This window comes from Sphaerospermopsis sp. LEGE 00249, assembly GCF_014299995.1.
Taxonomy (GTDB): Bacteria; Cyanobacteriota; Cyanobacteriia; order Cyanobacteriales; family Nostocaceae; genus Sphaerospermopsis; species Sphaerospermopsis kisseleviana.
In genome coordinates this window covers 14,320-40,153 of record NZ_JACJUZ010000029.1, presented here as the reverse complement: position 1 = coordinate 40,153, position 25,834 = coordinate 14,320, and the positions used below count along the sequence as shown (strand labels likewise).

20 protein-coding genes are annotated in these 25,834 nt (G+C 37.4%); 11 read left to right on the top strand and 9 right to left on the bottom strand.

Features of this window, described 5'->3' with window-relative positions:
- Window positions 1–200 precede the first annotated feature (200 nt).
- Both H5968_RS11955 and H5968_RS11950 read left to right on the top strand, forming a co-directional pair.
- Window positions 201–791, top strand: a complete 591-nt coding sequence (locus H5968_RS11955; protein ID WP_096571829.1) for a thylakoid membrane photosystem I accumulation factor — start codon at window positions 201–203, stop codon at window positions 789–791.
- Window positions 792–1,028: 237 nt separating this feature from the next.
- A complete protein-coding gene (locus H5968_RS11950) occupies window positions 1,029–1,637 on the top strand; it encodes a hypothetical protein (protein WP_137666097.1) in 609 nt (202 codons plus the stop codon).
- Window positions 1,638–1,688: 51 nt separating this feature from the next.
- On the opposite strand, the gene H5968_RS11945 is transcribed toward H5968_RS11950, so the two are convergent.
- Both H5968_RS11945 and H5968_RS11940 read right to left on the bottom strand, forming a co-directional pair.
- A complete protein-coding gene (locus H5968_RS11945; RefSeq protein WP_187040136.1) occupies window positions 1,689–2,531 on the bottom strand; it encodes a lysophospholipid acyltransferase family protein in 843 nt (280 codons plus the stop codon).
- 91 nt (window positions 2,532–2,622) lie between these two features.
- Window positions 2,623–4,062, bottom strand: coding sequence for a carotenoid oxygenase family protein (locus H5968_RS11940; protein WP_187040135.1), 1,440 nt, complete (start codon window positions 4,060–4,062; stop codon window positions 2,623–2,625).
- A 154-nt stretch (window positions 4,063–4,216) separates the two neighbouring features.
- On the opposite strand from H5968_RS11940, the gene H5968_RS11935 reads away from it, so the two are divergent.
- The 3 genes from H5968_RS11935 (at window position 4,217) to H5968_RS11925 (ending at window position 7,381) form a co-directional block, all read left to right on the top strand.
- Window positions 4,217–4,444 carry a hypothetical protein gene (locus tag H5968_RS11935; protein WP_187040134.1) on the top strand — a complete coding sequence of 76 codons (228 nt, stop codon included), beginning with the start codon at window positions 4,217–4,219 and terminating at the stop codon, window positions 4,442–4,444.
- Window positions 4,445–4,471: 27 nt separating this feature from the next.
- Window positions 4,472–5,812, top strand: coding sequence for an alkaline phosphatase (locus H5968_RS11930; RefSeq protein WP_187040133.1), 1,341 nt, complete (start codon window positions 4,472–4,474; stop codon window positions 5,810–5,812).
- A 939-nt stretch (window positions 5,813–6,751) separates the two neighbouring features.
- The gene (locus tag H5968_RS11925) at window positions 6,752–7,381 is read left to right on the top strand and encodes a 4Fe-4S single cluster domain-containing protein (RefSeq protein WP_187040132.1); all 630 of its coding nucleotides are present in this window, start codon (window positions 6,752–6,754) and stop codon (window positions 7,379–7,381) included.
- A 572-nt stretch (window positions 7,382–7,953) separates the two neighbouring features.
- Here H5968_RS11925 and H5968_RS11920 read toward each other — a convergent pair.
- The 3 genes from H5968_RS11920 to H5968_RS11910 all read right to left on the bottom strand — a co-directional run bounded on the left by H5968_RS11920 (window position 7,954) and on the right by H5968_RS11910 (window position 11,151).
- Complete coding sequence (locus H5968_RS11920; protein ID WP_187040131.1) at window positions 7,954–9,210, bottom strand: dihydroorotase; 1,257 nt, start codon at window positions 9,208–9,210, stop codon at window positions 7,954–7,956.
- A 108-nt stretch (window positions 9,211–9,318) separates the two neighbouring features.
- Window positions 9,319–10,662, bottom strand: a complete 1,344-nt coding sequence (locus H5968_RS11915) for a histidine phosphatase family protein (protein WP_187040130.1) — start codon at window positions 10,660–10,662, stop codon at window positions 9,319–9,321.
- 150 nt (window positions 10,663–10,812) lie between these two features.
- Window positions 10,813–11,151, bottom strand: coding sequence for a hypothetical protein (locus tag H5968_RS11910; protein WP_187040129.1), 339 nt, complete (start codon window positions 11,149–11,151; stop codon window positions 10,813–10,815).
- A 226-nt stretch (window positions 11,152–11,377) separates the two neighbouring features.
- Here H5968_RS11910 and H5968_RS11905 point away from each other — a divergent pair, with 226 nt between their 5' ends.
- Both H5968_RS11905 and H5968_RS11900 read left to right on the top strand, forming a co-directional pair.
- Window positions 11,378–12,115 carry a Uma2 family endonuclease gene (locus H5968_RS11905; RefSeq protein ID WP_187040128.1) on the top strand — a complete coding sequence of 246 codons (738 nt, stop codon included), beginning with the start codon at window positions 11,378–11,380 and terminating at the stop codon, window positions 12,113–12,115.
- A gap of 40 nt (window positions 12,116–12,155) precedes the next feature.
- A complete protein-coding gene (locus tag H5968_RS11900) occupies window positions 12,156–13,142 on the top strand; it encodes a hypothetical protein (protein WP_187040127.1) in 987 nt (328 codons plus the stop codon).
- A gap of 110 nt (window positions 13,143–13,252) precedes the next feature.
- On the opposite strand, the gene H5968_RS11895 is transcribed toward H5968_RS11900, so the two are convergent.
- Window positions 13,253–14,473: a DUF790 family protein gene (locus H5968_RS11895; RefSeq protein WP_187040126.1), complete on the bottom strand. Its 1,221-nt coding sequence runs from the start codon at window positions 14,471–14,473 to the stop codon at window positions 13,253–13,255.
- Window positions 14,403–16,031: a DEAD/DEAH box helicase family protein gene (locus H5968_RS11890; RefSeq protein WP_187040125.1), complete on the bottom strand. Its 1,629-nt coding sequence runs from the start codon at window positions 16,029–16,031 to the stop codon at window positions 14,403–14,405. Before H5968_RS11890 ends, H5968_RS11895 begins: the two co-directional genes overlap by 71 nt.
- A gap of 300 nt (window positions 16,032–16,331) precedes the next feature.
- On the opposite strand from H5968_RS11890, the gene H5968_RS11885 reads away from it, so the two are divergent.
- Entirely contained in the window at window positions 16,332–16,604 is a 273-nt protein-coding gene (locus H5968_RS11885) for an adenylate/guanylate cyclase domain-containing protein (protein WP_370569765.1), read from the top strand.
- Window positions 16,605–16,923: 319 nt separating this feature from the next.
- Window positions 16,924–19,575 (top strand): PAS domain S-box protein, encoded by a 2,652-nt coding sequence (locus H5968_RS11880; protein WP_370569764.1) that lies wholly within the window; start codon window positions 16,924–16,926, stop codon window positions 19,573–19,575.
- 347 nt (window positions 19,576–19,922) lie between these two features.
- Here the strand turns inward: H5968_RS11880 and msrA are convergent, their stop codons facing one another.
- The gene (msrA, locus tag H5968_RS11875) at window positions 19,923–20,588 is read right to left on the bottom strand and encodes a peptide-methionine (S)-S-oxide reductase MsrA (protein WP_187040123.1); all 666 of its coding nucleotides are present in this window, start codon (window positions 20,586–20,588) and stop codon (window positions 19,923–19,925) included.
- 154 nt (window positions 20,589–20,742) lie between these two features.
- Window positions 20,743–22,920 carry a recombinase family protein gene (locus H5968_RS11870; RefSeq protein ID WP_187040122.1) on the bottom strand — a complete coding sequence of 726 codons (2,178 nt, stop codon included), beginning with the start codon at window positions 22,918–22,920 and terminating at the stop codon, window positions 20,743–20,745.
- Between the two features lie 76 nt (window positions 22,921–22,996).
- Here H5968_RS11870 and H5968_RS11865 point away from each other — a divergent pair, with 76 nt between their 5' ends.
- Window positions 22,997–24,322, top strand: a complete 1,326-nt coding sequence (locus H5968_RS11865) for a proton extrusion protein PcxA (RefSeq protein WP_187040121.1) — start codon at window positions 22,997–22,999, stop codon at window positions 24,320–24,322.
- Window positions 24,323–24,552: 230 nt separating this feature from the next.
- Window positions 24,553–25,824 carry a murein transglycosylase A gene (locus H5968_RS11860; protein ID WP_187040120.1) on the top strand — a complete coding sequence of 424 codons (1,272 nt, stop codon included), beginning with the start codon at window positions 24,553–24,555 and terminating at the stop codon, window positions 25,822–25,824.
- The last annotated feature ends 10 nt before the right edge of the window (window positions 25,825–25,834 follow it).

Genomic DNA, 25,834 nt, shown 5'->3' with positions numbered 1-25,834 from the left:
ATTCAGCTTTATAACGAACCGCAAAGTACGCAAAGAACGCAAAGTTAAGAGGGTTTAAGAGTGATTTTTTTGTGTAGTTTAGAATTTTCAATTGTTGCTAAAGAGAATACCACTAAAAGTTATGGTGAAAAAATAGCACTCAGATGTAATTATATATCTAGGATAAATCTAGGCAAAAGTGTTAAGTAAGGTTTTTGTTGATGAGTAGCATAAATTGGCTTTTTTTACAAACTAACATAACTGCTAACTGGCGACGGTTGCTGTCAAAATGCCTATTATTGCTGCTTTGCCTATTTATTGTAGGTATACAACCAGCTTTTGCAGGTATGAAGGATGACAGATACGAAGGTAATATTTTCGTGGTTTTTGCGGGTAATGGTTCTCTCGTTCCTTCCAAACTAACCTTAGGACAGACTTTAGCAGAACATAAACCCGCAATGCTGGCTTTTTATGTAGATGATAGCAGCGATTGTAAACAGTATGCGGTGTATATTTCCCAGACTCAAGCATTTTATGGACGTGCTGCGGAAATTATTCCTGTAAGTGTTGATACTATTCCTGTGAAAGACAGTTATGAACCCACAGAACCAGGATATTATTATTCTGGTGTTGTACCGCAGGTTGTTCTTTTTGATCAGTCGGGAAAAGTTGTTTTGAATAAAAAAGGTCAAGTACCTTTTGAAGAAATAGATGATAAATTTAGGGAGGTATTTAATTTGTTACCTCGTGATCAGTCTATTGAGTTCAAACAGCGTTCATTTAATGAGTATAGCAGTGAGTTGAGCCAGTAAACTCTAGACATTTTGTAATTGTACCACGGTCTGAGAATTAATTCTCAGGCTAATATCAAAAGTTGTCTCAAGACTACTCTGTAAAAATTTCGATATACTTGTTTTATATTCAGATTTGAATTTTTAGTTGGTTCTGATACTGCATTTTTATTTTTACCAAGACATAATAGTTAAATTACTAATGACTAATAATTAATGACCAATAACTAATAACCAATAACTAATAACCAATAACTAATGAACAAAGTTTATACTACGCTGGAACTCATTCAAATTTTAGCAGCAGAACGGCAAGCTTGCTTGAAAGGAGAACGCCTAAAGTTGGATGTGACGGTTTCAGGTAATCCAGTTATAGACCAGTTTATCCCAACGGAAGGGCTACAAAAATTCACTGCCTATCAAGATTTTAAAGCTTCTATTCATGAATATCAACGCGAAAATCAAGTTTCTGGAATTGTTTGGAAAGATTTGACTGTGAAGGGTAAAACTTTCCATTATCCAGAGGTTGACGCGCAGTTAATAGCGTTAAATACTGATTTGGAAATATTGAAAGCTGCGAAAAATTCTATGTTGGAATTTTGGGATCAAGTTACAACAGATATGGATTTATATTTAAGTTTGAGTAATGGTAGACAACACGAAAAAATTAATACTTTAGATGTAGAAAGAATAGCCCAAAGGACAGAATGGGCAAGTTTTTTAAAGTGGGAAAATGCGAATTTTTTGGAATTAATTTTACAGATGGGTTGGGGAAAACCAGAAGAAGCAGCCTATAAAAGAGGTAGACCACATTCTGGTAGTGAGTTTATTCATGCTGTTAACCCTGGAAATTATCCTATAGGGTGACTGGTGACTGGTGACTGGGGAAGAAATATTTATCTTCTGACTCCTGACTCCTTATTTATTTGCTTCTTTGATTAAATTATCTAGTTCTTCCTGCATTTTGCTTCTGACTAATTCATAGCATTCATTCACATATTTGCGATCGCTTGCTGCTTCTTTTCCATAGCGTTCAAATACAATAGGTGGACAAACTCTGGTATGAATACGCGCTGGCAAAGGAATATTCGGCAATGGTCCTACTGCTAAACCCCAAGGTAAACCTAAATAAACAGGAAATACCAACGGATCAACATCAAACAACCAAGGCATTCCCCATTGATGGAATTGCTGCATAATTTTATACAAATCAGCCAAAACTATCAGGGTATCATGCGCCCCCCAGGAAATAGCGGGAACAATAGGCACATTTTCCCGCAGTGCTAACTTAATAAAACCGCGACGTTCTGCAAAATAGATTTTATCCCGCATTTGATGGGGTCGAAACACATCTTCCGCACCACCAGGATAAACTAACACACTCGCACCAGCCTTAAAAGCCGCATAAGCCATTTTTGGATGTGCCATAATAGCACCACCTTTCATCGCCATTTCCGCTGCTGGGGGAAAAACTTCCCAAACTTTGGGGTGCATCAAACCGTAAATAGGTCTTTGTGTACCAAAGCGACGTAACCAGTCGTACAGCATCATGGATGTATCCGGGGATGCCAAACCGCCATTGTGAGAACCGACAAACAGAACTTTTCCCTCTGGAATATTGTCCCAGCCACTGGTTTGGACGCGAAAATAGTAGTTGTATAAAATGCCCAATATAGGCATGATATTTTCGATGAACTTTGGATCTCGTTCATCCAAAGACCATCCTGGTTTTCTGTTTTGGGTGTGTTGTAGTTGAAACATTGAATTTTCAGGAGTTCAAGGAGGCAGGAGGCAGAGGGCAGGAGGCAGAAGGCAGGAGGTAAATATTTCTTCCCCAGTCACCAGTCACCAGTCACCAGTCACCAGGTTTCCAAGTACCGTGGAAACTATGGGGGATAACGCTGGGTAAACCAAGTTGACAAACAGGTTCTTCATTGAGGCGATCGCCATCAAATATCCAAACTTCGCTACTATCACTATTACCATCATAAACCACTGTCAACACCCAACTTTGCTGAGAGTTTTGAGTATCTTCAATATAAAGAGGTTCACAAGGATAAAAATTTTCACCTAAGTTTGCTTCTGTTAAATTTCCATTTTCATGATCAAAACGAGCAATACTATTTAATATCTCACCTTCTGTATCTGTTCCTTCCCGAAAAATAGACATATAGCTATAACGAGAGAAATTACCGACATTTTTAACTGGAACATGAGGAAATTCACAAGTTCTATTTAATAAAGTTGCAATTTCTTGTACTTTGCCAGTTTGCGGATTTAGTTTTACCCGTGTCAAGGAAGTTTTAGCAAAGGTGTGAGTTTCTCCTGTCGCTACTTCTCGCAAATATTCGTTAGTTTGAAAATCATCATATTTAGCAAAATCAACAATTACAGTACCACTATCATCAACATATCCATTACTAAAATGCCACTGAAACCAAGGTTCTGTTTCTCCCCGACTGACTAAAGATAAATTTTCTCTATCAATAACTATAATCTGATTTCCCTTTTCTGGTTGCCACGTTAAAGAATCACTGTAGCTACTCAACCCAAATAAAACAGGCCAAATATTTAACCGTACCGCCGGAGCAAAAAATATTAAATATTGTCCTGCTAAAACAAAATCATGGATAATCGGAAAACCTGCTAACGTAAACTTTGCTTGTTGAATAATTCTACCAGTAAAATCACTTTTATAAATATGCAATATGGCATTAAGTCCAGGAGTCATGCCAAAATTAAATATTTCTCCCGTTTGATAGTCAACTTTAGGATGAGCAGAATAAGGTTGTCCTTTAGTTAAACCACCTAAATTATTTAAACCTTTGGTTTCTAAAGTTTCTAAATCTAAAGCATAGGGGTTATCACCTTCCCAAAGTGCTAAAAGTTGCTCCGGTAATGCCAAAACCGAAGTATTTGCAGCGTTTTTCACTGGTTTTTGCCATTGATTCCAAATCGGACCCGGTGCAGTCATGCCATAATTACCATATAGGTATTTACCCGCAGTGGTTTCTTCTTGATAACCAGCAGTCTGCACATACCGATAAATTCCCGTAGCACCTGCATCGGTAAAATGAACTGCTAAAATAGCCCCATCTCCATCAAACCAATGTCCTACGGATACACCCCCCCGTTGTAATCTTGCTGCACCATTGCGGTAAAGTGTACCACGCAACCCTTCAGGAATTTTACCCGCAATTATTGGTAATTGAGTGGGGGGAAATTCTTTTGCCGGTTGGGATATGGCTTTTGCCCAGGTTTTTTTACTTGACTTTTTTTCAATTGTCTGCATTTTAATTTTAGATAGTATGTAAGTTAAATGTCCAACAGCTTAATTACCATTTCTTAACAATTACCGATTAAAGTATGTATTATCAAAAGACCTGTACGGGCGACGTAGGGGCGAAGTAGGGGCGAAGCATTCGGAAAATAGCCTGGTCAGAAAATTGATAATTTGTTGCCCGAATGCTTCGCCCTTAAAGGAAAATAGCCTGGTCAGAAAATTGATAATTTCTTGCCCGAATGCTTCGCCCTTACAGGAAAATAGCCTGGTCAGAAAATTGATAATTTCTTGCCCGAATGCTTCGCCCTTACAGGAAAATAGCCTGGTCAGAAAATTGATAATTTCTTGCCCGAATGCTTCGCCCTTACGATTTCTGACTTCTTACGTTTGATTGTACCTATAGTTTAAATGTAAAGCAATGTTACGACGATTGAATCAAAAAGTTATTGGTTTCTTACTTTTGGCTGTGATATCTGTCCTCAGTCATACACCACATATCTTAGCCAATAATACCTCTGTCCAAGGTAATGTGATCTTTATCCATCCAGATGGTACGAGTGCAGCGCACTGGGGCGCAACTAGAATACTCTACACTGGACCAGATGGCAGATTAAATTGGGATCAAATGTCAAATTTGGCTGTTTACCTGGGACACATGAAAAATCAATTATCTGGAACTTCCAATGGTGGGGCGGTAACTCATGCTACTGGGGTAAAGGTAAATGCTGACTCTTTTGGGTTGGATGAAAACGGTAAACCAGTGGTGGCGCTTTCTGGAAAACCACAAACAATTATGGAAGAAGCCATAAAAGCGGGCAAAGGAACGGCTATTATTAATTCTGGGATGATTCATGAACCGGGAACAGGTGCATTTTTAGCAAAATCTCCCAGTCGTCGCAATTTTGCAGATATTACTAAACAAATAGTAGAATCTGGTGCAGATGTAATTTTAGGTGGTGGGGAAATGTGGTATCTTCCCAAAGGAGTAGCGGGAAGACATTCTACCGCATCTCAAAGTCAAAGAACTGATGGGTTAAATTTAGTAGAAATAGCGAAAAAGAAAGGTTACACCGTTGTTTACACTCGTGATGAATTATTGAAGTTACCAACAAATACTAAAAAGGTGTTGGGAATTTTTGCGGCTGATGATACCTACAATGATGAAACAGAAGAAAACTTGAAACAACGTAATTTACCGTTATATGTGGCCACTGCACCGACGGTAGGGGAACAGTTGGATGTAACGTTAAAGATTTTATCGCAAAAGGGTAAAAATTTCTTGATTGTTTTAGAGGAAGAAGGCAGCGATAATTTCGGTAATTATAATAATGCCATTGGTTGTCTCACTGCCTTAAAACGTGCTGATGATGCTGTTGGTGTGGCAATGAAATTTATTGAGAAAAACCCGAATACTTTATTAGTAACTACGGCTGATAGTGATGCTGGTGGGTTAGAATTGGTGGGAGCAACAGGGAAAGATTTTCCTTTTGATAAACCATTACCACAAAAAGGTGAAAATGGCGCACCTTGGGATGGGAAAGAAGGAACAAGTACGTTACCTTTTATTTCTGCACCTGATAAACAGGGTAGACGTTTTCCCTTTGCTATATCATGGTCTGGTTTTGGTGATAATGCTGGAGGAATAATAGCGAAAGCGCATGGTTTTAATGCTGGGTTGTTAAATGGAACGGTGGATAATACAGATATTTATCGGTTGATGTATCGGACTTTGTTTGGTAAGGAATTAGGGAAAAATTAAGACCTCTTTCCAAACCTCTCTCATCGTAGGAGAGAGGCTTTAATTTTCTCACCTTCACTTGCAGGGAAGGATGTTAGTAATTTACTCAGAAAATTACAGTAAATTTTTAGTAAATTTTTAGTAAATTTGGGAGTGATTAAACAATGAACATAGATAATAGTACGTTAGATTTGCTCACAGGAGGATTAGCGATCGCTATTCTTGTAGGTGGTATGGTGATGATGTTTACAACTGTATTCACTACCAAGAGATAAGAAAATTTACCTCACAACTTCCTCACAAATTAATGATAAATTCTCAATAAGATTAGTTAAAACAGTCTGTTTGTGAAGCGTAAACCATGAGATATCGTTCAATCCTCTTGATTTATCAATAGATAAAACTTTTGACTTTTGAACGCATGAATTTTGACTTGTAATTTGACTTGTAAACTGTCGCCTGCTATATCAATAGCGGATATTGTTGCCGTTAAACTGGATGCTGTTTCAATACTGTTCGGTTAAGGATTTTTGTAGGTTGGGTTGAACGAAGTGAAACCCAACAAACCCTTGTAAATGTTGGGTTTCGTTCCTCAACCCAACCTACGTTATTTCGTTGTTTTGGGCTTAACCGAAAAGTATTGGATGCTGTTTCGTCAAATAAACTACAGCAAATTAATCGTCCTCTAGAGACAATTGATTTACCAAATATTATTGAAGGAATTACACAATTTAGACAAGAATATCAGGGAAGGATGGCAATACAAACGGTGACTGGTGACTGGTGACTGGGGGGGGACTGGTGACTGGTGACTGGGGACTGGTGACTGGGGACTGGGGACTGGGTAATCAATTTTATTTTTTCCTATTACCTATTACCTATTACCTATTACCTATTACCTATTACCTATTACCTATTACCTACTTGCTTACAGTTGTATTTTTCACGAGTTAAATAAATATGGCAACAACAAAAACAACAACAGAAATCTTATCAGCACTGAAACAAATTCCGGATGGTTATCTTAACATCATGGGTTATGTTGATAAATCAGAAGTGAATGGTCCTGGTTGTCGCGCTGTGGTTTGGGTGCAAGGTTGTCCGCGTGAGTGTGAAGGTTGTTTTAATCCCGCATCTTGGGAATTTGAAATAAATCAATTAGTTGCGATTGATAAACTAGCGGAAGATATTATTAAAAACCCCCATAATACAGGTGTAACTTTTTCTGGTGGAGAACCATTTTGGCAAGCTTCCGCATTAGCTAGTTTAGCACATAAAGTTAAAGCTGCTGGTTTAAATGTGATGGCTTTTACTGGTTTTACTTTAAAAGAATTACAATCTGAATCTGCACCTCCTGGTTCTCAGGAATTATTAGCGGAATTAGATATTTTAATAGATGGTCCTTTTGTCAAGTCTTTAGCTATTAATTCTCCTTTGTCTCCGGTTTCTTCCAGAAATCAAAAAGTTCATGTTTTTAACCCAGAATTTAAAGATCAAATTAGTTGGGCGAGTGATCAAATAGAAGTTCATATTCTCAAAGATGGCGATCGCATTGTGACCGGTTATCAAGGATGGTTAGAATTAACTTAAATTTGCAAGTTTATAACTACTGATAGATATGGGGTTTCTTTAAGAAATCCCGTATTTGTAATATATTTAGCCCCTTGCTGGGAATTATGGAAAATAGCGCGATCGCATTTGTTTTAATTGTTGCGATCGGGGGTTTGTTTTCATGCTCTTCTGGGTAATTGGTTGTGAAAAACTTCTGAGCAGAATCAAGACTTTGCCAAGTTTCCATCCCTTTGCTGGGAATTGGTTATGAAAAACTGATGACCCTTACAGACACCTGTCTGGAACTGTCTGCTGGTTTCCATCCCTTTGCTGGGAATTGGTTATGAAAAACTGATGACTCTTACAGACACCTGTCTGGAACTGTCTGCTGGTTTCCATCCCCTTGCGGGGAATTGGTTATGAAAAACCCTAAAAAAATCGCTCCCCTTGGAGCGAGATAAACAAGTTGTTTCCATCCCCTTGCGGGGAATTGGTTATGAAAAACGTTACAAATCCCCAAAACCATAAGATAAGGGTATTTCAACCCTCTTCATACCCCCATAAGTCGAAATATCAAACTTTACAAAAGTAAATAATCTGGTAGTTCCCTATTAACACCAAGTTTGTAAAACTCTACCTTTAATATCTTTGCCAAACCAAGGTGTATTATCAGCTTGTGAATAAAGACTTTCTCGACTAACTCTCCAGATTTTTTCAGGATCAAATAATGTTAACTCTGCTTTTTCCCCTGGTTTAATCGGTTTGATTTCTTGTTGTAAACAAGCTGCTGGTTTATTACTCAAAACTTGCCATAATTCTAAAGCTGTAAATTCTCCAGTTTCTACGAGATTTTCCCATAGTAAGGGTAATGCTAATTCTAATCCTATTGCTCCTGGTGGTGATTCACTAAAAGCTTGTACTTTCTCTTCGTAAGTATAAGCTGCATGATCAATGGCGATCGCATCTATTACACCTCCACGCACACCAGCACGCAAAGCTTTAACATCAGTAGCATTACCTAAAGGTGGTTCTAGATGCAAGCTAGTATGATAACTCTTAATATCTGCGGTGTTTAATAACAGGTGCATCCAAGTGGTACTAGCTGTCACTGGTAAACCCTGAAATTTTGCAGTAGCAATTAATTCCACACTCCGGGAAGTAGAAACCCGCATAATATGTACAGGTGTCCTAATTTCCGCGACTAATTCCAATAAAGCAGCAATCGCACTTGTTTCCGCAATAGCAGGAACAGGGGGTAAACCGATACGTAACGCCTCCGCACCTTCTCGGATTGTACCATTTAAAGACAAAGAGCGATCGCAGGGAGAAAACGCCACAACTTTACCAAAAGGTTGCAGATATTCTAAAACCCGTCTGACTATACCCAAATTTTCCCAAGGTTTCCCATCCGTAAAACCCACAACTCTAGCAGTAACTAAATCTGCAAACTCAGTTAACTGTTTACCAGCTAAATCTAAAGTCATTCCCCCCCAAACCTGAAGATGGGGTGAACCTTTCTCTACTCTTTTTTGCTGTAACTGTGTCACTAAAGCGGGATTATCAATAGCTGGATTTGTGTCTGGTAATACTGTTACCCTCGTAAAACCACCAGCAGATGCAGCTTGCAGCAAAGAAACCAAAGTTTCTCTTTCTTCAAACCCTGGTTCGCTGGAATGACTATATAAATCAACTAAACCAGTACCTACAACTAAACCCCGACAATCTTTAATAACAGTATCGGCGCTAATATCGGAAATTTGGGGAGCGATCGCTTTAATTTCACCCTCAACAATTAATACATCGGCTATTTGGTCAGTTTCCGAAACCGGATCAATTACCCTTACTTGTTGTAGAAGTTCATTTATCATGTCTGTTTTAATACTTAAAATATCTGTTCTAATTGGTAGTTGGTGATTAGGGAAGAATATAATGTGGGGTGGGCATCTTGCCCGCCCCAGATATGCTAATCAGCGCAATTATAATGCTCCTGCGGCTGTCTTATCTAACACACCACCACTTAAATGACCAGTAATATTCATTGCTTGCAATACGGGTAAACCACCAGCACCATTAGGGTAATCAATGACACTTACAGCCCCATTACCTTGACGGAAATTCCAGAAATTTTCCAGTGATAATCCTAGAATATGACAAAGCAAAGTTTTATTAGTCGCATCGTGGGCAACCACTAAGCCCGTTTGTAACTGATTTTTCTCAGCAGTTGCTAATATTGACTGCCAAGCGGCTACACTGCGTTCATGTACCTGTTGTAAATTTTCCCCTTCTGGCATTTGCACTTCAGCCGGAACAGTGCGCCAACGTTCCAACTCTCCGGGAAATTGCTGTTCTATTTCTGATTCAAATTTACCTTCCCAGGTTCCGTGACTAATTTCTCTTAAACCGTCCAATAACTGCAACTGAATATCCTCATGGTGTTTAAGAATAATTTCGGCGGTTTCTTTGGGACGTGCCATAGTGCTACTAAAAGCAAAATCAAATGTCACATCTTTGAGAAACTCCCCAGCTTTTCCCGCTTGGGATCTGCCATTATCATTCAAAGGTACATCAATTTGCCCTTGAAACTTACCTTGACGATTCCATTCGGTTTCGCCGTGACGTACTAATAATAATCTAAATCCTTGATGATTGGGGCGTAAACTCGGTAAAGTATCTCCCAGGTGTTGCGTTTGATTCATTGATTCTAACTGCACAGGTTCACCCAAACCACCAGCAAAATTTAATACACTAATGTTACAGTTAGACTGTTGTAGTCCATGATAACCACTAGGAGGAATACCCAAAGCCGTACTAATTAAAGCTCGGTTAATACCATTATGTCCAACTATAAGAATAGTTTCCCCTTGATGACGGGGTAAAATTTCTTGCCAAAACTGCTGTGCTTGTGCGTATAAAGCTAAAACTGGAAAATGTTCTCTTGTCCCATCTGCGTCATTAATCATCATCCGCAATTCATGGGGACGTTTTTTCCATATACTATAATCATCAGGGAATTTCTCTTTGACATCAACAGATAACATTCCCGCCCATAACGGTAAGTCTACTTCTACTAAATTTTCACAAACTTGTATTTCCCCAAACTTTTCCACTAACTCACTGCAAATAATTTCTGCTGTTGTTTTAGCGCGGTTCAGGGGACTGGTGTAAATAGCCTTAAATGCTATATTACTCAGAGCTTTACCCGTTTTCCTAGCATCGTCTTGACCTTTTTTCGTTAAAGTTGACGCATCAGTACGTCCTTGGATACGTCTTTCAATATTATAGGTACTTTGACCATGACGCACAATGATGACACGAGTCATTAAAAAAACCTCTTCTCTCCAAAGGATTAATTTTACTGCAAAATGTTGCCAAATTATCTTTTGGGAGTCAGAAATTAGGTGACAGGTAACAGGTGACAGGTGACAGTTGATAGTTTTTACCAATTACCAATTACCAATTACCAATTATTCCTATTGGTTATCACTTAAATCTAACTGTAGTTGCAGACCATCATTTTCATTCAGATTTTGATTTGCTGGTTGCAGAAAAATAAGAGTAGCAGGAATTGTGATTGATTCACTCAAGGGCAATTCTTCAGAAGTATTATTTTCCGTACCTTGATTATTTTGTTGATTAAAAAATCTGCTAAAATCATTTTCTGCACGACGATCATTAACATCAACTAAAGAATCACTTTTTAAAGTAAAGTTTCCTTGATTAACTTGCTCAGTTGATTGTGCATAAACGGCACTATTCACACCAAAAACAGCCGCTACAATTGTTAAAATGACAGAAATTTTAGTTTTCATGATTTTGAGTTTTTTCATAAAAATATTCTAACTGGGGGTAATCATAAATCATGCCCCAGATAGATTTGTAATGCTAATTACATATAATTTAAAATTAAGGAAAATTTTATATTTTGGACATTGAATTAATTATTCATCTTTATCTGTGTTTATCTGCATTCAATGATTCTTGATGTATTATATATGTTATATTGTAAAAAAGAAACATTGATTGGTTTGAGAAGATATGTTATTAAAATATGATACTCGGCAATGTTTACCTTCTGCTGAAGACTTACCAGATTCAGACGATACACCAGTGGATAAGGAATTACAAGACTTAATACCAGGGTTACTAAAAACCATACTCGCCTTAATTTGGTCAGAAAGAATGGATTGGTTTTTTGGCGTAGATATGGGAATATATTATGATCCAGATAAACCAGCAATAGTACCAGATGGATTTCTAAGTATTGGTGTACCGAGAATTATTGACTCAGATTTACGTTTATCCTATGTGTTATGGGAAGAACAAAAACTACCAATCATGGTGTTAGAAGTAGTATCTCAAACTAGAAGGGGAGAATATACCCAAAAGAAACAAGAATATGCAGAATTAGGAATTTTATATTATGTGATTTATAACCCATTAAGAAAAAGGAAACAAAGGTTAGAGGTTTATAAATTAGAAAATGGCAAATATCAATTATTGCCAGGTGAAGCAGTATGGTTATCAGAATTGAATTTAGGAATAGGTAGAGAAGAAGGAAAATATCAAGGAATTACCAGAGAATGGTTATATTGGTATGATGAACAACGAAAGAGATATTTAACAGCAGAAGAACTACTGCAACAGGAAAGGGAACGGGCAGAATTTGAAAGACAAAGGGCTGAATTTGAAAGGAAAAAAGCTGAATCTGAAAAATTGCGATCGCAACGTTTAGAAGAAATATTACGTTCTCATGGTATAGATCCTAATATTTAGTAAATACTTAGTAAGTAATAGATTTTTCCCAGGTGCTTGAATGAATGAAACTACCGCTAATTATGACGAAACATGGAAAGAAGCAATATCAGAATACTTTGAATCTTTTGTATCTTTCTTTTACCCCCATCTTCATCAACAAATTAATTGGCAAAAAACCCCCATTTCCCTCGATAAAGAATTAGAGCAAATTACAGCATCTTCCCAAACAGAAAAACGCTATGCTGATAAATTGTATAAGGTTTGGTTACTGGATGAACAAGAAGTCTGGATTTTGATTCATATTGAAGTTCAAAGCCAATATGATAAAGCATTTCCTCAGCGAATGTTTATCTATAACTATCGCGCCTTTGATTTATATCATAAACCCGTCATCAGTTTAGCTATACTAGGAGATGAGAGTAAAACTTGGCGACCCAATTCTTATGAATACGGCATGGGAGAAAGCCAAGTTAAAATGACTTTCAGTAACGTGAAACTCTTAGATTATCAGTGGGAGCAATTAGAAGCTAGTGATAATATTTTTGCTACAGTAGTCATGGCGCATTTAAAAACCAAAGCTACTACTAGCAATTTAACCCAAAGAGAACAATGGAAATGGAATTTAGTCAGAAGTTTGTATGAAAGGGGCTTAACTAAATTTGATATCATTAATTTAGGTAAGTTCCTTGATAAAATGATGACTTTACCAACACAACTAGAACTGGAATTTAAAAATAAACTTAATCAATACGAAAAGGAGCGCAATATGCCTTTTTTAAGCACAATAGAAGAAATGGCACTAGAAAGAGGTCAACAAATTGGGCAGCAAATTGGGCAGCAAATAGGAGCAAAAGAAACACGCAAACAAGATATTATCAAAATTCTGCAAAATCGCTTTGATACTTTACCAGATGATCTCGTCACATCTATCAATCAAATTGATGATATATCTGTGTTAGAAACCTTACTTTTACCTAGTATTAGCGTCAGTTCTTTAGAGGAATTTCAACAGTTAATTAATGAGAATTTGAGCAGTAATAATTAAGAGTAATCAGATCCCCAATTTCCTTTTATTATCCTGTCAATAAATTGTGACTTGAACGCAGAAGTCGGGGATCTGGGTGTTATTACCAATTACCAATTAGCAATTACCAATTACCCATCACCCATTACCGCTAAAACTGCTTTGGGTAATAATTTTTCTTTAAACCAAACAATTCTAGCAGGGACATTATCTAATTTTACACCTGCTTTTTCTAAATTCAATCTTTCCGAAATAGCTAATATTAAATTATCACAATTAGCACGGCGTACTTGAGAAAATTTCTTTTGTAAATATTCTGGTCGCCAATAACCGACAATTTCTAATAAAAAAGTTCTACCATCAGGATGTACCAGCCGAAAATCGGGAATCATCACACTTCCAGGAATAGGAATTAAATCAACTTCCCGTTCTAAAATCCAACCACTTTTTAAATTATCCCATTTATCAGCAAAAGATTGTTCTAACATACTATCATAAGGCTTACCTTGAGGATAGTGAGAGACTAAACCACATTCAGAATTGAGTGTAAACCTGCCAGTTTTCCATTCATTAGTATAAAAATCTCGTGTTTGTAAAGTTGCGGATAAACTCCATTTTGTCACATGAAGTAAAGCAGGAATTAATTTAGCGATCGCCAAACCATAACGGGTACTAGGACTAAACAAACTTGTCGGACCATCAATACTAATAGTAAAACCATGATCCGCATCACCTTCAATATAAGCCATTAATTGAAACAACTTCAAATAACGGAACAATAACTTATATTCTCCTGGTACATTGCGATGAGCATTTAACACCAAATGAGTAGCTTTATAAAACACACCTTGTACCTGAGACAAATTATAACGATGTAATAAATCTTCAGGTTTAGGAGCATCAAAAGAGGTTAAAATTTTATTTTCCGATAAATCAGCATAAAGACCTTCATGAACATGAACAGGTAAAACTTCCCGTTGTAATTCCCGACTTAAATCATCAGCAATTTTAGTTAAAATTGCCTCTGTATTTTCCCGACTAGAAACAGATTTTGCAGCCAGAGAAAACACCCGTTCTCTTAACATAGCAGGTTCGAGAGGACTAACAACCTCAAAAGTGCAGAAACTACTTTTCAGAATATAAGCCAAACCGCGCTTCATTCGATAATCAGTAGTATCACCTTCAAAATCAGCCAATTGACGTTCAAGAACCCCTTGAGACTTCCTCACAGCATCCTGAAAAAACTGAATTAAATCACTAGCTAAACCCAAATGTTTATCATCAAGTTTCAGTCTCTTCGGGATAATTTCCTCCCCGTTTTGACGATGAATCAATAACTCCGTTGTCAACATCTTTCTTATTAAGAGAATAATTAATTTCCAACTGTTCAGCCGCCCGCAAATCCCTTTGATTTTCTCTTTCCTTACCACCCCCATAAACAACCCTTAAATTACCCCTTCTCTCCTTCTTCTTATCTTCTTTCTTCTCATTCTTCTCTTCCCTCTTCTCTTCGTGTCCTTCGTGTCTTCGTGGTTCAATACTTTTTAAACCTCGTCTTCTAGCCGAAGTACCCTCCTCACTCGTATCTTCCGCCACAACTTCATATAAAATCGCCTGTTTATTTTCCACATTTCCCTTACGTAAAACCCGACCCAAACGCTGGATATATTCCCTTGCAGAACCAGTCCCAGAAAGAATAATTGCTATAGAAGCAGAAGGAACATCAACACCCTCATTTAAAACATGAGAAGCCACCAAAGTATTATAAATACCTTCCTTAAACTTAGTTAAAATTTCATGCCGTTCTTTCACAGGAGTTTGATGAGTAATAGCAGGAATTAACAACTCACCAGAAATACGGTAAACCGTAGCATTATCAGCCGTAAAAATCAACACTCTAGAGGGGTAATGTTCAGCTAATAAATCAGCAAGAATTCTCAACTTCCCATCAGTCCCCAGAGCGATTTCTTTAGCTTGACGATGTGCTAACATTGCTCTGCGTCCATTTTGCGATCGCGCACTCATTTGGACAAAAGTTTGCCAACCTTGCAAACTGCCCAAAGAAATGCGAGATTGCTTTAAAAAATCATTCCGAGTTTGAATTAACTGATTATATTTTTCTCTTTCAAGTTGAGATAATTTGACTTTTATCTGTATAACTTGATGTTCTGCTAAAGCCTTACCTGCCAAATCTTCAGCACGTTGCCGATAAACTTCTCTACCGATGAGAATATTTAAATCAGCGTGTTTGCCATCGGTGCGTTCTGGTGTAGCAGAAAGTCCTAAACGATAAGGTGCGATCGCATATTCCGCAATCACTCGATTAAAATCTGTGGGTAAATGATGACATTCATCAAAAATAATCAGCGCATATTTATTACCCAAACTTTCCGCATGAATAGCCGCACTATCATAAGTTGCCACTAAAATAGGTGTTTTATCCCGTGAACCACCACCCAACAAACCTAACTCCATATCAGGAAAAGCCGCTTTTAGGTGTGCATACCACTGGTGCATTAAATCCAAAGTTGGAACAACAATTAAAGTAGTGCGGGGTGTTGCTTCCATGGCCATTTGTGCCAAATAAGTCTTACCCGCTGCCGTGGGTAGCACCACCACACCCTGTCTACCTGCCAACTTCCAAGCCGCTAAAGCCTCATTTTGGTGGGGATAGGGAGTCATTTCTAAACTAGGGACTAACTCCAAAGCAGAAAATTCCTTAGCCTCATCAATAAAAAAAGTATCTTCTGCTTGCAGTGCTTCGACTAAACAACGGTATCTAATCGCGGGAATGCGGAATTTTTCAATTCTATCATCCCAGGTAGCAAAATCTATCCAAGCTTTGCAGCGTGGAGGAGGATGTAAAATTAACGTACCACGATCAAAAGTTAAAGTGGGGTTGCGACCCATGTTAGGTTTTCTCCCAACTCATTCATCTTTAATTACTCATAACCCAAAAAGTGCATGATTCCCAAAAGAAATTTTGGTATAAACCAACTAGAGGCGCTGTTAACTTCCGAAATATCGGACTTGCAAATAGGGTTTGCTGAAAAAGTTATCTGTGAAGGACCAGTGACAGGTGACAGGTGCTACGCCACGGTGACAGTTTCAAGAGTTGGATAGGAACAATTTTTTCTTTAAGTAGGGCTTGCTGAATAAATTTAAATTTAAGCATCCTTTATATTTGTATGTAGAAAATAGCATTTATTTATTAACGAAATATTCTGCTTATTTGATGAATTAGCTGAACTGCATGGAGTCAAAAAAATCAAAACTATTGGTGATGCTTACATGACAGTTGCTGGATTACCTAATTATCGCAGTGATCATCCTATGTCCATAGCAAATATGGCTTTAGATATGCAACAGGCTGTAGCTAAGTTTAACGAAGAACAAAATCAATCATTTCGTATCCGTCTGGGAGCAAAATTTAATCATCACAGGACTTACGCAAAAGGGAACGAAAGTAGGGGTAATTCATGAATTACCCCTACGCAAGAATAAGGTTTTCAGTCACATCTTACGTAAGTCCTAAATCAATAATTTCTGTTGCTATCAGCACCGCTAACAATATAATTTAAATCAGAGAAAGTATACTATACTAGAAAAGGTTTGTTTGCATTGATTTTTACTACTTTAGGTAGATTCCTATTCCAGAAATGTAAGCTTTGTATTGTCCTGTTGCATAATAGGTCTGGATCTATATTTTTTTCGCTCACAAATTTCATGACTGCAAGTAGCTTGCAGCACCAGAGGAGATGCTAAATTGAAAGGAAAAATTTCTCTTCTATCAAACTATTCTGTGTCCATTTTATGTGTTGGTATCGCCTTAGTACTAACATTACTGTTAGAGCCATTTTTAGATCGCTCTATCTTTCTGATATTTTTTGCGGCTATAGCAGTGAGTACCTGGTATGGTGGCATTAAGCCTGGATTATTAGCTACTGTTTTGTCGGCTCTACTTGTTAAATACTTTTTTATCAATCCCCAATTTTCATTTTCTGTTGAGAGTCCAGACAGTATCATTAAGTTAGGATTGTTTACGCTAGTGACAATGTTTATCAGTTGGCTAAACTCAGAATTACGTACTTCTAAGCAGAAATTAGAAATAAGTTTTAAACACCTAGCAGCAAGTGAAGCGAGATTTCGCAGGTTAAAAGATGCCAACATCATTGGAGTGATCATAACTGATATAAAAGGCGGCATTTTAGAAGCGAATGATGCTTTTTTAAACATGGTAGGTTATACACGAGAAGAACTACTAGCAGGAAGAATAAACTGCCGAAAAATGACACCTCCAGAATATCTGGAAAAAAGCGATCGCTCAATAGTGGAACTGATAGACCAAGGAGTTTGTCAACCTTTTGAAAAACAATATATCCGCAAAGATGGTAGTCTGGTTAATGTTTTACTTGGTTTAGCTTTATTAGAAGATAATTCAGATCAAGTAATTGGTTTTGTTGTCGATGTGAGCAAGCGCAAAAAAGCAGAAGATTCCCTGAGAAAACAGGAAGAAAAACTGCGCTTGATTACCGATTCTTTACCAGTACAGATTTCCTATGTAGATGCTCAACAGCGTTATCGCTTTAATAATCAAAGATATGAAGAATGGTTTGGTATACCTATTGCTGAAATTTATGGAAAACACATAAAAGAAATCTTAGGAGAGTCAGTTTATCAAAAAATTGTTCCTTATGTAAAAACAGTATTATCTGGAAATCAAGTCACTTATGAAACGAAACTCTTGCATCAAAATGGTAAAATTCATGATACCAGCGTTACTTATATTCCCCAATTCAATCAGCAAGGAAAAGTAGAAGGATTTGTTGCCCTCATTAGAGATATTACAGAACAAAAGCAAGCTGAAAATGCTCTCAAACAAAGCGAAGAAAAATTCCGCAAATTAACAGAAAAAGTGCGCGTCATTCCTTGGGAAGCAGATCCTAAAACTGGAAATTTTACATACATTGGTCTGCAAACAGAAGAAATACTCGGTTATTCATTAACTGATTGTTACAGTGATAATTTTTGGGAAGAACATATCCATCCTGAAGACAAAGAGTGGGCAGTTAAGTATTGCCTGATGAGTTCACAAACCGAGGAAAATTACGAATTTGAATATAGAATGTTAGCCGCAGATGGCAGAGTGGTTTGGTTATATGACATTGTGAATGTGGTGCGGAGTAAAGATGGAGCAAAACAGATACATGGGTTTATGATTGATATTACAGAACGTAAGCAAGCAGAACAAGAACGAGAACAAATACTAGCGCGAGAAAAAGCAGCAAGAACTGAAGCAGAAGCAGCTAACCGCATCAAAGATGAATTTTTAGCCACACTATCCCACGAACTCCGCACCCCCCTCAATGCCATGTTAGGATGGACACAGTTGCTCAGAAGCCGTAAATTTGATGAAGCTACCACTGCTAGAGCATTGGAAACAATTGATCGCAATAGTCGGTCTTTAGCTCAGTTAATTGAAGATGTATTAGATGTTTCTCGGATTATTCGTGGTAAACTGCGTCTAAATATGTCCTCAGTGGAAATCGTACCAGTAATAGAAGCAGCAATAGACACAGTGCGTCCTGCTGCGGATGCTAAACATATTTGCATTGAGTCGGAATTTGATCCAGCCGTAGGAGTGGTGATAGGTGATGCTAACCGCTTGCAACAAATAGTTTGGAATTTGCTTTCCAATGCTGTAAAATTTACACCCAAGGGGGGAAAAGTGGAGGTAAAAATACAGCGCATTAAGTCCCGTGTGCAGATTCAAGTCAGTGATAATGGTGCGGGAATTGCTACCGAATTTCTACCTCATGTATTTGAGCGTTTTTGTCAAGCTGATAGTTCAACTACGCGATCGCATGGTGGATTAGGATTAGGATTAGCTATAGTCCGGCATTTAGTAGAACTGCACGGAGGTACAGTTTTCGCTACCAGTCCAGGACTAGAACAAGGTGCAACTTTCATTGTCAATTTACCAATGAAAGCCGTGATTAATGAAGATGATACACCCAAATCACAACCATTTCTCACAAATAGCGAATCTGTGAATTACCAATTATCAATCTTGGAAAATGTGCGAGTTTTGGTAGTGGATGATGAAGCAGATACAAGGAATTTACTAACTACAATTTTAGGACAATATGGCGCTCAAGTGACTGCTGTTGCCTCTACTCAAGAAGCAATGACAGCTTTATCACAATTCCATCCAGATATATTAATTAGTGATATTGGAATGCCCGAAGAAGATGGCTATACATTAATTCGTAAAGTCAGAAGTCTTCCTAGTAATGAAGGAGGTAAAATTCCCGCAGTAGCATTAACAGCTTATGCTAGATCAGAAGACCGGACTCAAGCTTTATTAGCAGGTTTTCAATTACATATTCCTAAACCAGTGAATCCTGGAGAATTAGCAGCGGTGGTTGCTAATTTAGCGGGAAGAACAGGATAATTGATAATTGGTAATTGATAATGGGTAATTGGTTAAGTAAGTAGGCTAGGTTTCGCGTCAACAATGTAGGGGCGAAGCATTCGGACAATTAATTATCGGTTTTTACCTAAGACTATCATCCGAATGCTTCGCCCTTACTGTGGTCTAAAGACATGAAAACTGCTGTATATTAAAAACCTACCCCTGTGAGGGGCAAGGAGCAAGAAGCAGTGGGAACAGGGCAAGCAGGAGAAGCAGGAGAAGAAAAATTACTTCTTGATTCTTTCATTCTTCTTTCTCTTGCCTTTTGTCTCCTGCCTCTTGCCTTCTTACTGTCACCTGTCACCTGTCACCTGTCACCTAAGCTTCTAACTCACTGAAGTTTCAAACACACCCACAGGACAAGCAACATTAGTACCACCTAAACCGCAATAACCACCGGGATTTTTAGCTAAATACTGTTGATGGTAATCTTCAGCATAATAAAACTCAGGTGCATCTAAAATTTCTGTGGTAATTTTGCCATAACCTGCTTTTACTAACGCTTGTTCATAAGCATCCTTGGAAGCTTCCGCTAGTTGTTTTTGTTCTGGGGAATAGACATAAATACCAGAACGGTATTGAGTACCGACATCATTACCTTGACGCATCCCTTGGGTGGGATCATGACTTTCCCAAAAGACTTTTAACAGTTGGGAATAACTAATAACTTTGGGATCAAACACCACAAACACCACTTCATTGTGACCGGTCATACCAGTGCAAACTTCCCTGTAGGTGGGGTTGGGTGTGTAACCAGCAGCATAACCTACCGCAGTAGTATAAACTCCGTTTTGTTGCCAAAACTTGCGTTCTGCACCCCAAAAACACCCTAAACCAAACATCGCAGTTTCCATACCTTCAGGAAACGGAGGTTTTAAGGGGTTTTTGTTGACAAAGTGTGTTGCAGGTACGGGCATTTTTTCTGTGCGTCCTGGCAGTGCTTGTGTAGGTGTGGGCATTGCCACTTTTTTACCAAATCCGAATAATCCCATTGTTTTTGATGTATTTTATGTATGATGGCTTTACCTTTATATTGTAAGGATTTTGGTGATTGCTGGAAATATAGATAATAATTATGATTAAACCTCTAAAACCAACTTGTTGCGAAGTTACACAAAATCATCAAATCCATTCATTCATCTAATTTCATCTGCGTTCATTTTCTATTACATCACAAGCATGAACTAAAGGTAATAATGGACCCATTTGTTCTTGTCCATTGACAGCTAAATCACTGTGACATAAATAAACTCTTTGGGAAACACGCGCTAGTAAATCTGCAATAATGCGACGTAATCTTTGCGTTTCTGCTGCTTGTTCATCTGCTGCTGTCCAAGGTTTTCCTAACCTATCTTGTAAAAATAAAGTAGCACCAAATAAAGTAGCTGCACCACCTTTAGCCCAAAGAGGTGAACCCGCATCTAGCCAAAAATGCCATTTGTGATCTCTATGACTAGCACGATATTGGAAAATGGTAGCTAAGGTAATGGCTTTTTTGGCTTTTCCTATAGGACGAATGGGGTAGGGATTAGCAGTAATTGTACCACGTCGCAATAGTTGAATAAATTCGGCAATGGTATTATTTTGTATTATTGAATTGGTAATTGTTTGTTTTAACCTGGTGTCTATTTCCCAATAATGTTGAGCAGTTTCTAATAATTCTCGTAATGCTGCTAATGTTGGAAATGGTGTATAATTATCTTTACACAAAAAGTCTTGCATTGCTTGATATAAAAGATTAACTGGTGTGTAAATTACATTTTCTTGAACTTTTGTTTTCTGTTTTTCAATCCATCCCAATATTTCATTATAAGCTGTGGTTGCAGTATAGCCGATTCTATCCCAACGTTCAAAGGTTTTAATATTTAATAAATGGGGATTTTCTGGATGGGGTACAAAACAATGATCTGCTATTAAACCAGCACGCACTGGATCAATTTTTGGTTGTGGAAATTCTTTTTTTTCTCCATCTTTCCCATCATTGGTGTGACTGTGACTTAAAACAACTAACATTTCTGCCACTTCATCCCGATCTACTAATCTTCCTAAATTGGGATAAACTAAAGTAAGTAAGGTGAGTAATGCTCTGACAGCGGGTGAACTAATTAAAGGACGTTGTTCATTGAGAGCTTCTACCTGAATATTTTGCTTGGTTAATATTTCTATGAGACTATAACGAGCGATCGCATCTAACCCAGGAGCGATAATTGCTATTTCTTCCGGTTCTACTTTTCCCGTTTTAATTCCATTAATTATCACATCTGTTATTTGTCGCAAAAGTTGAGCGCGAGAAGCAGTTTGAATACATTTTACCGACTTTGGTAAACTTAAAATTGTCATCGGTTCAGTGACTAATTCTATCATCGGTTGAACCAAGGTTTCAGCTAAATTAGCTTCAGGAAAACTCACTAACTTTTCTACCCGACAACGTTTTGCTAACCTGTTTAAATATTCAGGATCCGCACCTAAACCCCAACGCACTCCCCCATTAAGACTATAACTAAATGCTCCCACCGCACCCGCATCTAATAAAAACTCAAATAAGTGATAAGCTATGGCTGGATAATCATCTACATCATCAGCTATTATCATCTGATAACGTTTTTTTAAATGTTGTTGATAATCGCTATTAGTTAATAAATGTTGGTGATAAAGTTCGGTAATTAAACCATAAGTTAATAATCCTCTTTTTAAACACCAATTCCGCCAATCTAACAGCAAAGATGTGAAAAATTCTGGTTCTAGATTATTAGTATTTTCTTGTAAACCTGTTTGTAAAACTTTAGCAATATCTTCACAAGCTGTACCACTATAAGCTGCTAGTTGCCATAAGTCTAATATCCGCCTCACTAAGCGATATTCATTCACTCCTGCACGTCGCAAAGTTTCTGCATCTAATTGATAATTCCAACGCTTTGTTGCTAATTCTTGCTCTGTTTCTGGGCGCAATCTTACCGGAAATTGTGCTTTTATTTGTAAAGATTCCACCAATAACGGCCAAAATAAAATCACTTCATCTTGAATAAAACCCAAGGTTGTTTTTGCTCGAATAGGGTATTTTCCTGAAGTTAAAGTGACAATTTTATCAGTTAATAATCGGCGATTATCATCATTAGATGCTAAAACTAAAGCACCGGGTTCTGTTTGCAAAAGATTTGCGGTTTTAATTGCACTTTTAGCTTGTTTCCGATTTTGATTTTTCTGATAAAATGATCCTATATCTTGATTGTCATTTTGTTGCACCCAATCACAAAACTGTTGGGCTAAACGAGTAGTTTTTCCGCTGCGGCTAGTACCAACAATCCAAAAAGAATTTGAAACCACTAATCTACTCCTGATTATAACTTCTGCGTTAACTTAAATTTAGGAATCACCAAACAGTTTTAAATGAGCATTGAGGATGAAAAACCCTGTGTTTAGTGAAAAAATATACTCTTTTTTCCTGGCTGCTTACAGATGGTATTTACTGACACCAGAACGCTCCTTAGAGGAAGCTTATCAATCAGCTTTAAAAATTAAAGAAATAGAAGATCATCATTTTAATGGTAATAAAATTAGCAGTGATGCTGCTATGTACAGTAGTAGTGTCATGGATTATTTTCAAGCAGATTTACAAAAATTATTAAAAAATGTACGGATGCGGCTGACAGAGTTTAAAGCCAGTCGTTGGTTTTCCAATGAATCTAAGCAAAAAGCAGCAGCCAAAGCAGGTATAGAATATTCCAATGCGGCTTTAGTTTTAAAAAAGTTAGAATTCATTGATCAAGTCATTGGTAAATATACAAATGACGCTGTAAATGATGTTCTAGAAAACAATTCAGAAAATTTAGTAAATTCATCTATAATTGTAGCAGAAAATAAAGTAAGTAATCAACCAATCACACCAAAATCCGTAATTAAAAACAACAATAATAAACCCAAAAGAAAAGCTGATTCTACAGGAGTTTTACCGCGTTCAATTCTAACAACTATTACTCGTTTGCAAGCGGAATTAGATCCCAGTTCAGAACAAGAAGTAGTGCAGAATTTTCGGCAGACGCAAAAAATCACAATTATCTCTGTGAGATTTATTTTACTATTAATTATTGTGCCACTTCTCACCCATCAAATAGCTAAGGCTGTGGTAGTAGGTCCTGTAGTTGATCGTTTTAGAGGTTCAGAAACAGAACAGATTTTTCTCAATGAAGAAATGGAAGAAGAAGCACTAATAGAACTGCAAAGATTTGAAGAAAGAATCAAGTTTGAAAATTTGATTAGTGATGCACCACCGCTATCATCGGAAGTGCTAGAAATTAAAATGCAAGAAAAAGCACAGGAGGTAGCAGAGGAATTTCGGCGTGAAAGTGCTAATGCGATTAAAAATGTGTTTGCAGATGTTTTTTCTGTAGTTGCTTTTGTCTGGTTGTTGCTGATCAGCCAATCTTCTATTTCAGTTCTCAAAGATTTCTTTGATCATGTAGTATATGGCTTGAGTGATAGCGCCAAAGCATTTATTATTATATTATTTACTGATGTCTTTGTCGGCTTCCACTCTCCCCACGGTTGGGAAGTAATTCTGGAAGGTTTATCGCGACACTGGGGTTTACCAGCAAATAGGGATTTTATTTTCTTATTCATTGCGACATTTCCCGTGATTTTAGATACAATTTTCAAATATTGGATTTTCCGTTATTTGAATCGCATTTCTCCTTCCGCTGTTGCTACTTACCATAATATGAATGAGTAAATTTCAGGAGTCAGGAGTTGTAGGGGCGAAGCATTCGGGCAACAAATTATCAATTTTATGACCAGGCTATTTTCCTGTAAGGGCGAAGCATTCGGGCAACAAATTATCAATTTTATGACCAGGCTATTTTCCGAATGCTTCGCCCCTACTTCGCCCCTACTTCGCCCGTACAGGAGTCAGAATAATTGTGAAAATCTTCCAATCAGAATAAAAGAGAATAAATTAATTCCATGAAAAAGATATTTAATACAACTTTTAGCTTACCGTTTTTTTTCACGATTTTTTTCCTGGAAATGCCAGCGATTAAAAATCGATACACAATTCCTCCCGAATGTCAAGTAACTAAGTGGAATTTACCCACAGAGTTGAAACCAACAGCTTTAAAAACTGAAAATACTAAAAATTTACCTGTACTTGTACAAAGATTACCGGTTGGTTGTTGTGAAAATGATGATTCTTGTTTAGATGCAAGGATTTATGGTGGTAAACAAGAAGAAATAGCGGATAAAAAAGCATTAATAAAATCTATTGATCAGAGTTTAAAATATTTAAGAACTCGGCGGGCTGCGGCTACTTATCAAAGATATAAAATTTCTGGAATTACCAGAAATCGTGTTTATCGTAGTTTGCAAAGATTCAGAGAATTAGTATTATCAACTAATTCGCCTCAAGAATTACAAACAGCTATTGAAAAAGAGTTTGTTTATTATCAATCTATAGGCAGAGATAGTCAAGGTACTGTATTATTTACTGCCTATTATGAACCATTATATTTAGCTAGTCGCAAACCAACCAAAGAATTTAAATATCCTGTTTACCGCTTACCACCTGATTTAAAATCTTGGACTAGACCTCATCCCACTCGATTAGAATTAGAAGGTGCAGATGGTTTACAAGGTTCTCAAAGTAAATTAAAAGGTTTAGAATTATTTTGGTTTAGAGATAGATTTGAACCTTATATTATTCAAATTCAAGGTTCTGCACGGTTAAAATTAACAGATGGAACAGAAACAAGTATAGGATATGCTGGGAATACAGCCCATAATTATAAAAGTTTGGGGCGGACATTAGTAGAGGCTGGAAAATTACCTGAAAATGGCGTAACCATGCCCACAATTTTTGAGTATTTCCAAAAAAATCCCCAAGATTTAAATGTTTATTTACCCAGAAATAATAGCTTTGTCTTTTTCAGAGAAACCTATGGGAGATCGGCACATGGTTCTGTTGGTGTACCTCTGACTCCAGAACGTTCTATAGCTACCGATAAATCTTTAATGCCTCCTGGTGCTTTAGCTTTAATTCGCGCACCTTTTCCTTTTGTTAATAATAACGGAGAATTGGAAAATCGGACAGTTAGCCGTTTTGTATTAGATCAAGATACAGGTGGTGCAATTAAAGGACCAGGTAGAGTAGATTATTACTTGGGAACAGGAGATATTGCTGGCGATCGCGCTGGTGTGACAGTCAGCAATGGACAACTATTTTATTTGTTGTTGAAATAGGTGACAGGTG